9 protein-coding genes and 1 pseudogene are annotated in these 8878 nt (G+C 35.7%); 6 read left to right on the top strand and 4 right to left on the bottom strand.

Annotated elements, in window-relative coordinates; genetic code table 11:
- From L2764_RS24210 to L2764_RS24200, 3 genes and pseudogenes are all read right to left on the bottom strand, one after another.
- Positions 1–202: pseudogene (locus L2764_RS24210) on the bottom strand (IS6 family transposase); the annotation flags it as partial.
- A gap of 108 nt (positions 203–310) precedes the next feature.
- Entirely contained in the window at positions 311–571 is a 261-nt protein-coding gene (locus tag L2764_RS24205; protein WP_248942934.1) for a hypothetical protein, read from the bottom strand.
- A gap of 142 nt (positions 572–713) precedes the next feature.
- The gene (locus L2764_RS24200; RefSeq protein ID WP_248942933.1) at positions 714–1073 is read right to left on the bottom strand and encodes a hypothetical protein; all 360 of its coding nucleotides are present in this window, start codon (positions 1071–1073) and stop codon (positions 714–716) included.
- 399 nt (positions 1074–1472) lie between these two features.
- On the opposite strand from L2764_RS24200, the gene L2764_RS24195 reads away from it, so the two are divergent.
- The 4 genes from L2764_RS24195 to L2764_RS24180 all read left to right on the top strand — a co-directional run bounded on the left by L2764_RS24195 (position 1473) and on the right by L2764_RS24180 (position 3813).
- Positions 1473–1817, top strand: coding sequence for a hypothetical protein (locus tag L2764_RS24195; protein ID WP_248942932.1), 345 nt, complete (start codon positions 1473–1475; stop codon positions 1815–1817).
- Positions 1804–2298, top strand: a complete 495-nt coding sequence (locus tag L2764_RS24190) for a hypothetical protein (RefSeq protein WP_248942931.1) — start codon at positions 1804–1806, stop codon at positions 2296–2298. Before L2764_RS24195 ends, L2764_RS24190 begins: the two co-directional genes overlap by 14 nt.
- Before the next feature lie 168 nt (positions 2299–2466).
- Complete coding sequence (locus L2764_RS24185; protein WP_248942930.1) at positions 2467–2898, top strand: GNAT family N-acetyltransferase; 432 nt, start codon at positions 2467–2469, stop codon at positions 2896–2898.
- A 339-nt stretch (positions 2899–3237) separates the two neighbouring features.
- A complete protein-coding gene (locus L2764_RS24180) occupies positions 3238–3813 on the top strand; it encodes a hypothetical protein (protein ID WP_248942929.1) in 576 nt (191 codons plus the stop codon).
- 433 nt (positions 3814–4246) lie between these two features.
- Here the strand turns inward: L2764_RS24180 and L2764_RS24175 are convergent, their stop codons facing one another.
- Positions 4247–5521 carry a T3SS effector SopD family protein gene (locus L2764_RS24175; protein ID WP_248942928.1) on the bottom strand — a complete coding sequence of 425 codons (1275 nt, stop codon included), beginning with the start codon at positions 5519–5521 and terminating at the stop codon, positions 4247–4249.
- 999 nt (positions 5522–6520) lie between these two features.
- Here L2764_RS24175 and L2764_RS28395 point away from each other — a divergent pair.
- Both L2764_RS28395 and L2764_RS24170 read left to right on the top strand, forming a co-directional pair.
- Entirely contained in the window at positions 6521–6709 is a 189-nt protein-coding gene (locus L2764_RS28395) for a helix-turn-helix domain-containing protein (protein ID WP_376708484.1), read from the top strand.
- A gap of 279 nt (positions 6710–6988) precedes the next feature.
- A complete protein-coding gene (locus L2764_RS24170) occupies positions 6989–8731 on the top strand; it encodes a lipoxygenase family protein (RefSeq protein WP_248942927.1) in 1743 nt (580 codons plus the stop codon).
- Positions 8732–8878: the final 147 nt, after the last annotated feature.

Here is an 8878-nt window from a genome sequence, read left to right as displayed (position 1 = left end):
GCTTTTTCCTTCGAAAAATAGCGTCGAGTTGCGGCGCATATTTGATAACCCAACGGTTCAGGGTTGAGTGATCAAAATGAATATTACGCTCAGCAAATATCTCCTCAATTTCTCGATAACTGAGTTTGTAGGCCAGGTAATAGCGAAGCGCCTGCATGATGATCGCGGAAGGGTAATGTCGGCCTGAAAAATTGAGTGTCATGGGAGTGAACATAAAAAGCGATGCTTGGATCATAAAGCATTGATGCTGTTTGCGACAGAACCCGTTTATGGCCGTCGGAGGGGGGGAGAGCTTAGAATTGCTAAAGACTTAATGAGGTTTACCACTTATATAGCCTGAAAATGATTCGATACCTTCATTGCTTATTGCGGTAAGAGCTTCATCAAGTGCCGCTTGATCACTTTCAAATGGATCTTCCCACACCGTTGATGTGCCACAGGTTGCTATGATTTCTAAAATCCAGCCCTTGGTGTCGCCCTTAAAAATATCAATTTCTACTGACTGTCCTCCTTGTTCAAATTTTCGGCTTAAAGGGGAGAAAGTGAGTTCAACATCTTCAATGTCTTGCATAATGTCATTTCCTAACTTGTGTATTGGTGGCTTTTCGTTAGTAATAATAACGTCAATCACCCTTTTTTCACATAAGGAGTTCAGTTAACTAGCGGTTAAATTATCACTGGTATATCAACTCATAAATATCTCGGAATCGGTTTTATTTATATCCTTTAAAAAAAGTGAAAAGAGTATTTGGTTTATTCTTTTTCTCAGTGTTTTTTTTATGAACAGAAATTTCAATATTTCTAATTATATCAGCAAGTTCAATACTTTTTACACTTGCTTGATGAATATGTTCGTTAACCGAAATGCCATTTGTATGCTCATAACCTATAAATGCGCAGATATGGTATCGAATCAGATAAATTTTCTCAGATACACTATGAGGTAAATCATCTTCTTTTAAAAATCTTAATACAAGTGATTCAGTCGCCGAAAATACAGAAGCTTTTTCATAATCGTTTTGAGCATTTTTTGCTAAAATACACATATTATCAATTGGATAACTAAAATGCATGGTGAATTCATTCGTATATTTTATTCTATAAAGTTAATAGTTTGACCATATTATACCCTCGTCCGCCCAAAAAGATTAGACCAAAGCCTACACTCAATTACATCAAAGTAGCGCAGCCAGTTGAAAAGAATAGATCATTAGTTTGTAATAATTTGTATTTTTTTCTTAAATTCCTACACAACTTTACAATCAGCAAAATGATTACAAAAGGCGTAGACAAATCTAACTGTATTGCATGGCTCCTTTAATCTACCAGTGATAATCTTTGTTTATCACTGGTAGGTTAAATATCATATATTAAAATCTAGTGATTAATATTTTTGCTATTACTTCAAAAATCAACCAAAAAAAGTTATGCTGATTCCACATTAATTAGTTGAATTACATTAGGATGTTTTAATGAAAGGGAATTTCTGTACAGTAAAGACGTTTAAACCCTCACAGCGTACACTCGATGCCATCAAGGAAATGAATCGTATAACTGATATGTCTAATTTGTTAACTGGAATATTGACTTTGGTACCCTTTTTTCAAATCTTTGTTGGTCGAAAGACTTATTTATTGGCTGGCGCTGCATCCTCTAGATACAATATGGCGACTTCTGATTGGCAACACTTTTCAGATGTATTGCAAGGAGTTGGTAAAAATAAAAGAGATTTGTTGGAGGGGGTTGCTTATCAAACTGCTAACTCTACTACAGGCGAAGAAGCTAAATTTTGGAGGTGTGTTTATGGGGCATTATAAATTTTTCATAGCCTTTACAGTGTTGTTTTCTATGTCTGTTCAGGCTGATGTTGTATTAATGACTAGCGAAGAAGCAAAGTACAACGCAGGAGCTAAATATTTAAAATTCAATGAGAAACTATCTCAATGTGGTAATTTTAAGTATAGAGATATTGAAATTACAGATCCTTGGTTCTTCTCTCTGAAAGAGGCTGATAAAAAAGCAGTATTATCTACTTTATTTTATCAATCACGTTATTTGTGTTCAAAAAAAGAACGTGATGAATATGTTTTATCATTATTAGATTATACCTTGATTAGTGGGGATAGAGAGGGGATAGATGAGTGGCTTAGTCTTTATCAATCTGGCTATATTGATGCGGATGTACGCGACACAGTAAATAAGCTTGATCCTATTAAATTAAATAACTTTATCAATCAGGATAAATTCTCTCGGCCATTCGATATTTTTAAAGTTCAAGATACTTATTTGAAGAATTAGAACCGTGATATACCAGTGATAAAAAAGCCTTATCACTGGTAGAGATATTGGTGTTGGTCAATATCAATCAATAAGCTGTTATGTGGTATGTGGACAATTCTAGCTTAAAACGTCTATAATGCAGGTCGCGGCTGCACATGAATTTCAGTCAACTTTAGAGAAAATACGATGATTGTAGAAAATGTGCTTCCTGAAAATTACGCAGAGATGCTTAGTGTTTGGGAAAATTCAGTCCGAGCAACTCATGATTTCATTACAGAAGAAGATATTGAGTTTTTTAAACCAATTATCATTGAGCAGGCTTTTCCTGTTGTTAAGTTAAGATATGTGAAAAATGAAAATGGTTCAATTCTAGGTTTTGTGGGTATTCATGACTCAAAGGTTGAAATGCTTTTCATCTTAAATGAAGCGAGAGGACAGGGTATTGGTAAAGTGCTACTGCAATATGCAATTGAGCAGTTAGGCGCAACCAAAGTAGACGTAAATGAACAGAATCCAAAGGCTGTAGGTTTTTACAAGCATATGGGGTTTAAAGTCATTTCACGTTCACCATTTGATGATATGGGGAAACCATTTCCAATTCTGCATATGACACTTTAAAGCTCGGTTTGTCGTAACCAAGTTTGCTAGAAGAAACGCCCAAAGCCAATAACTTTGGGCGTTTCCGTATGTAGTAAGAAAATCACATAACAGATAAGGATAGGCCGCGCGCAGCCGAGACCCAAATGTAATCAAGAACTAAGTGTTGAACAACCAGTGATAAAAAAGCCTTATCACTGGTAGTGTTACCAGCAAAAACGTCTGTTTAAACTCTGGATGGAATATAACTATATTGATGATTTATTGAACCATTATGTAGAGTGTTATTCATAAATAACTTACACTATAGACTTTATTTTTGTTAGATTTCCTTATGTCACCAATATCAGAGATAATTAATTGATAAACGATATCATACTATATCTTGAATCAAATCAACCAATTGCAACTATCGTCACAGGCATGTTGGCAATTTTTGCAGTTTTAGTTAGCCAGATTTCCTTATACTTTCTGCAAAAAAGTGATCACAATCATCAAATTGGGTTGAAAAATATCGAAATCACTCTGAAAAAAAAAGAAGAGCTGATTGATCATATTAATATTCAAATAAAAGACATCACCAAAGTAGAAGACATATTTGATTTGTGGGAATCTAATTTTGAAGCTAACTATATGCCAAGTCAAATGAGTCAAGTTCTTAGAGATATTGATAATAGAGTTAATAAAATACACATTATCATCCAACTATATTTTGAGGAATATATTCCTTACATAAATAAAATTAGGAGGGAGGCTCAAGAATTTCATGAGATATGTGCTGCTCATTTTATGGCGGCAAAGTTTGGCTCAGAGGATTATTATAAGACAGATCCTATGAATATTGTTGAAATCTGTAATAGTTATGCTGTTTCATATATGCATCTATCATCACACTTTATTGAGCCTAAACTAATAACAAAATACCCACTAAAGTAAAGTTGATAAGCACATATTAGTGACCGTCTGAGGTGAATGCTATCTGTAGATGCCTGCACTTAGGCGCTGTTTTGTGGCCTTAAGTTGGCTATTTACCATAACTTAAATTGTGTGCATCGGATTGGCTTAACAAACTTACCTTAAACGTTTATGGGGTATGAAGTCCAATGGTACGGTTTTGTACGGTAAGCAGTAACTGTCTGATATATCATAATATTATAGACGTCAAAATATAGCCTTAAATTATGTTTTTTATATCGATTTATGGCAATTAATAGACAAACTCGTCTATTAATTGATTTAAGAGACAGATTTTAAATCTTTAGCGTACGTTTTCGTACCGTTGGTGCTCAAACCCCGCTAAGCACTTAAATGACATTGTTTAGGGGATCGAGTTTCAACCATTTAGATGTCACTTTATAAATTCTTACCGTTAAACATAAGACCATTTACATAAATTATGTTCTTCTTTTTGGCAAAATTCCAAAGCTAATAAAATTGATGATTTAGCTGTTCCAAACGCTTTATTAATTTCAGATACATCTTCACCTGCTACCTTCAAGTCGACCTCCATCTGACGCCCTATGCTAGAAAGTAAAGAGTTTATTTCAACACCTTTTTTATTTTCACATTGAAATATTTTATGTAATGGATAATGTTTTATTTGCTTTTCTGAGTCATTACTTCTTAAACTATTTCTTACGAATGTTTCAAGGTCACTTGTTGCCTCTCTATTGAACATATACTTAATATCAGTTAATGAATGTTTTGCGAAATCAGAATCAAATTTTGATTTCCCGAAATCAATAACCTTCAATAAAACCTCTTTGTCTTCTCCTGTTGATTTTAGAACAAGTAGATTATGCATATGTAAATCACGGTGAGATACTTTGTTTAAATAAAAAATATTTAACATATCAATAACTTGAACCGCTAATGTCCATCTTTGTTCACTTGTTAAATCATTCAGGCATAAATCCATCTCGTTAGCTTCTATTTTTTCATTATACCTAGAGACGATGGCGTATTGATTAATATCTATTTGATCATTAATGTCTATGTTTAATTTTTTTTGGGTAGAAATGTACCTTCTCAGTTCATATCTTCCTTCACTATAAGATTCTATATTAGATTCTATATTAAAATCTGATTTTCCAGTTGCATCCAGAGCCTTTAACACACCAAATTCATGGTTAAATACTTTATGTACTCCACCGTCATTAAAATCCATATTGATTATTATTTCAGGCGTAATAATTGGTTTGTTTTTTAGGCTTTCAGTTAATAAATTATAATTACAACTAAATATTCCCGTCTTAATGGGAAGGCCTAACTTTAAAAGTACATTAAATATTTCGTCATTACTTATATTTTCACTTTTTATTACTTCTCCATTAAGTAGGTATTTAATAACACTACCATTATTCATCTTCGAATCTATTTCTATGGCAAACATGTTTTTGTTATTTTCAGCTAAACAGTCTACTAAATTAAAGAAATAATTTAAAGAGTTATTTTCATTATTTTTCAAGATGTTAAATAATTCTTTTAATGCCTCAGCCTTGCTTTCATTTCTAAACAAATCCTTAAATCTATCCCAATAGCCCATATGTGTAGCTTCAGTTTCATTGCCGGTCATTATTCTATGAAGTCTAGATTCATTGATTTCATAATTACGATTATTTTTTAAACTTATACAAATCGTCATAAATTATAGATACCATTCCAGATAGTCAGATACATCTAGTTTTTTTACTACCAAAAAAAAACTATTATATTAAATAAATACAACTACGTTTAAATAAATAGTCACAGAAACATTTACACAAAATTTATCAATCATTTTATTTACAAAACCCCTTTAAATCGATTCACACAAATTAAGTTATGGTAAATAGCCAACTTAAGGCCGCAAAACAGCGCCTAAGCACGGCTTAAACCCTCAAGTAGACGATATAATCCACCTAAATGATCACTTTCAGCCCCAAAACCGCCGATCAAAATAGTACGAAAAAAGCCCCTCACTGAACAAACAATAAACAGACTTTGGTTAGCGGCCTATTGAGTCACCAAATGCCTAAAAGGAATCGTTCTATAGGAATCTCTTTTAACAACTACTCGATTTTTGCCATTCTCTTATATAACGTCTACTCGCTCCGAATTAATTTAAATATTTTGAATATCTTTATTTATATAAAAACTCGTCGAGTTTAAAAAGGGTATTAGGGAAACCCTAAGTGCAGGCATCTACAATTACATTTTTATTGTTTTTTGAACAAGGAAGATAAATTGGAAGATCTTTACCCATTGATAGAAATTTACAGTGAACCATATTGTAGCATTGGTGACTATGATCGAATTACGTTAGAGTCTGATGGTATCTGGTGCTGGGAACACAATGAATATTATCCTGAGTATTATGTTGGGTTGGATAGTGATACCCTGCACTAAAACTGGACACTCAATTAAGAGACTTTTTTGCTGTTCATAATTGAGTGGGCTTTGATACCCAATTGCACTACGCCTTCTTGTACGACTGTAATCAACTTAAAATTAGGTTTTCATTGCACGTACATTAATAATATTGCTTACTGTTTCATTTAACTTTGCTCTTAGATTGCCATAATAACCGACACACTTTGGTATAGAAAAGAGGGTTAGCTGCCTATAAGCTTCAATCTCTCACAAAATCGGCCAAGGTTCTCAAATGAAAAACCAATATAAGCAACTAACCTTAAAAGAAAGATACCAGATTGAAACGCTAAGTAAACGAAATCTAAGCGGCAGAAGTATTGCTAAACACTTAAAACGAAGTAATAAAGCTATCTCTAATGAGTTGCAACGCTGTGTTCATGGTCATTACTGTGGGGAGACGGTTTTCATGAGGTACATGTGAACACGATGGAAGGCTTTTGGTCATTGTTGCGTTCATGATTAAGATCTCATAGAGGGATATCTCAAGAAGGATTACCTTATACCTTGGCTTTTTTGAATTTGTGCATAATGTCAGGTTGCGAGGAAAAGGACTACTTAACCCACTTATTAAACTATTGGTTGGTGAGAAGTCCTAAATCCGATAAGAGCCAACTGGTAATGTTGGAAAAACACGTCTATTCTTCCCTCTGACATTCAGTAGCATAGAATGCCCCACCATAACTTCAAGGAGAATTTAGACATGATGTCAATCAATCTACCCCAAGGTTCAGTACAACCTTCACTGCCACAAAACGATACGCCAGCAGAGCAAGTCGCGCGCAGTAAGGCGTTGGGTTTGGCCCAAGAGAAGTACATTCTAAGCACCGACAATAGCTTGGGATTACCGCTATTGAAAACCCCACTACCTCCAGAAGAGGCGTTTGATGAAAGGTATAAAGCGGGGCGTGGAGTCGCCACTTTACCCATGGTAACGAATAGTGCGAAAGTTACACCGCAATTGACCGACCCTTATGGACCGTTTCCCGGGTTAGCCGATTATGAAAGTATGTATATTGATATAGAGCAACCGAGGGTGACGCCAAATTGGTTAACGGATGAAAGTTTTGGTGAGCAGCGTCTTTCGGGTGTCAACCCGGTTATGCTGGAGCGAGTCACCGATAAAAACAGTTTCCCCGGCAAGTTAGATTTAACTCAATTAAATGTTGTTATAGATAGCAGCATTAATATAGACCAACTTATTTTGGATAAGCGGCTATACATCGTAGACTTCACTCCTTACCTTGACGGTGTCCAAGAAGGCAGCGTACCAACACCCGATGGTCCGATACAAAAATATTTACCAAAACCAATCGGCCTATTTTATTGGAACAAAGAAGGTGCCAAAGCATCAGATTCTGGATTAAAAGCGGGGCGACTATTACCTCTGGCGATCCAGGTTGATATTGACGGCGGCCAAGTAAAAACATTTAGCCCGCAAAGCCCTGAGTTGCTCTGGACAATTGCAAAAATTTGTTTTTCCATTGCCGATTCCAACGTTCATGAGATGTCGACACATTTGGGGCGCGCACATTTTGCTCAAGAATCTTTTGGTGCGGTAACACCGATGCACCTGGCACCTCAACATCCACTGAACATTCTACTTAAACCCCATTTAAGGTTCTTGGTTGTTAACAATCAGGCGGGTGTAGAACTACTAATACCACCCTCAGGCCCCGTAGATCAATTGTTAGCGGCTACTTTAGAAGGCTCTTTAGGGATCAGTGTAGCCGCCGCTGAATCTTGGTCTGTAGCAGAAACCTTTCCTGAGTCAATACGAGCCAGGGGTCTCGAATCCAAAGAATCGTTACCCCACTATCCGTATAGAGATGATGCTAATTTAATATGGGAAGCCGTAGTGAGTTATGTAAAAGAATACGTAAATGTTTATTATAAAACAGAGCAAGATATAACAGGTGATTATGAGTTGCAGGCATGGGCCAATAAATTGGCTGATACTGGCCCGGAGGGGGGACACATCAAGGGAATGCCATCTCAAATCGACACTATTGAGCAATTATCAAAGTTTCTCGCTGTTATAATTTTTCAAAATAGCGCTGGCCATAGCTCCATTAACTTTACGCAGTATCCCTATATAGGTTTTAGCCCCAATATGCCCTTGGCAGGCTATAGCGATTATCGTAAGTTCCTGGCTGAAGAAGGTTCAACAGAAAAAGAACAACTCGACTTTATGTTGAACTTTTTGCCACCTCAAGCATTGGCCCAAGGTCAAATTGAAATCACGTTCGGACTTTCAATTTATCATTACGATTCACTGGGCGATTACGCAAGGGAATTATCAGACCCATTAGCAAAACACGCCCTGTATCGTTTTTCGCAATCCTTGAGCAACATTGAACAACGCATTGAGAAACGAAACCGTCTACGATCCGTCCCGTATAAATACTTACTGCCTTCAGAGGTTTTAAATAGCGCGAGTATTTAGTGGCTTCACATTTACTCCTTACAACAGCATAAATACGGCTCCGTTGCAAAGTTGGCTATTTGAGCCACACTCATTAAAAATAACCTCATCGGATCCATTATGTCAGACTTCAAAGGCCGACACTTTACTGGCGACATTATTCTCTGG

Source organism: Shewanella surugensis (genome assembly GCF_023284005.1).
Taxonomy (GTDB): domain Bacteria; phylum Pseudomonadota; class Gammaproteobacteria; order Enterobacterales; family Shewanellaceae; genus Shewanella; species Shewanella surugensis.
Note: the sequence above shows the minus strand (reverse complement) of the source record. Positions and strands in the feature narration are given on the sequence as shown.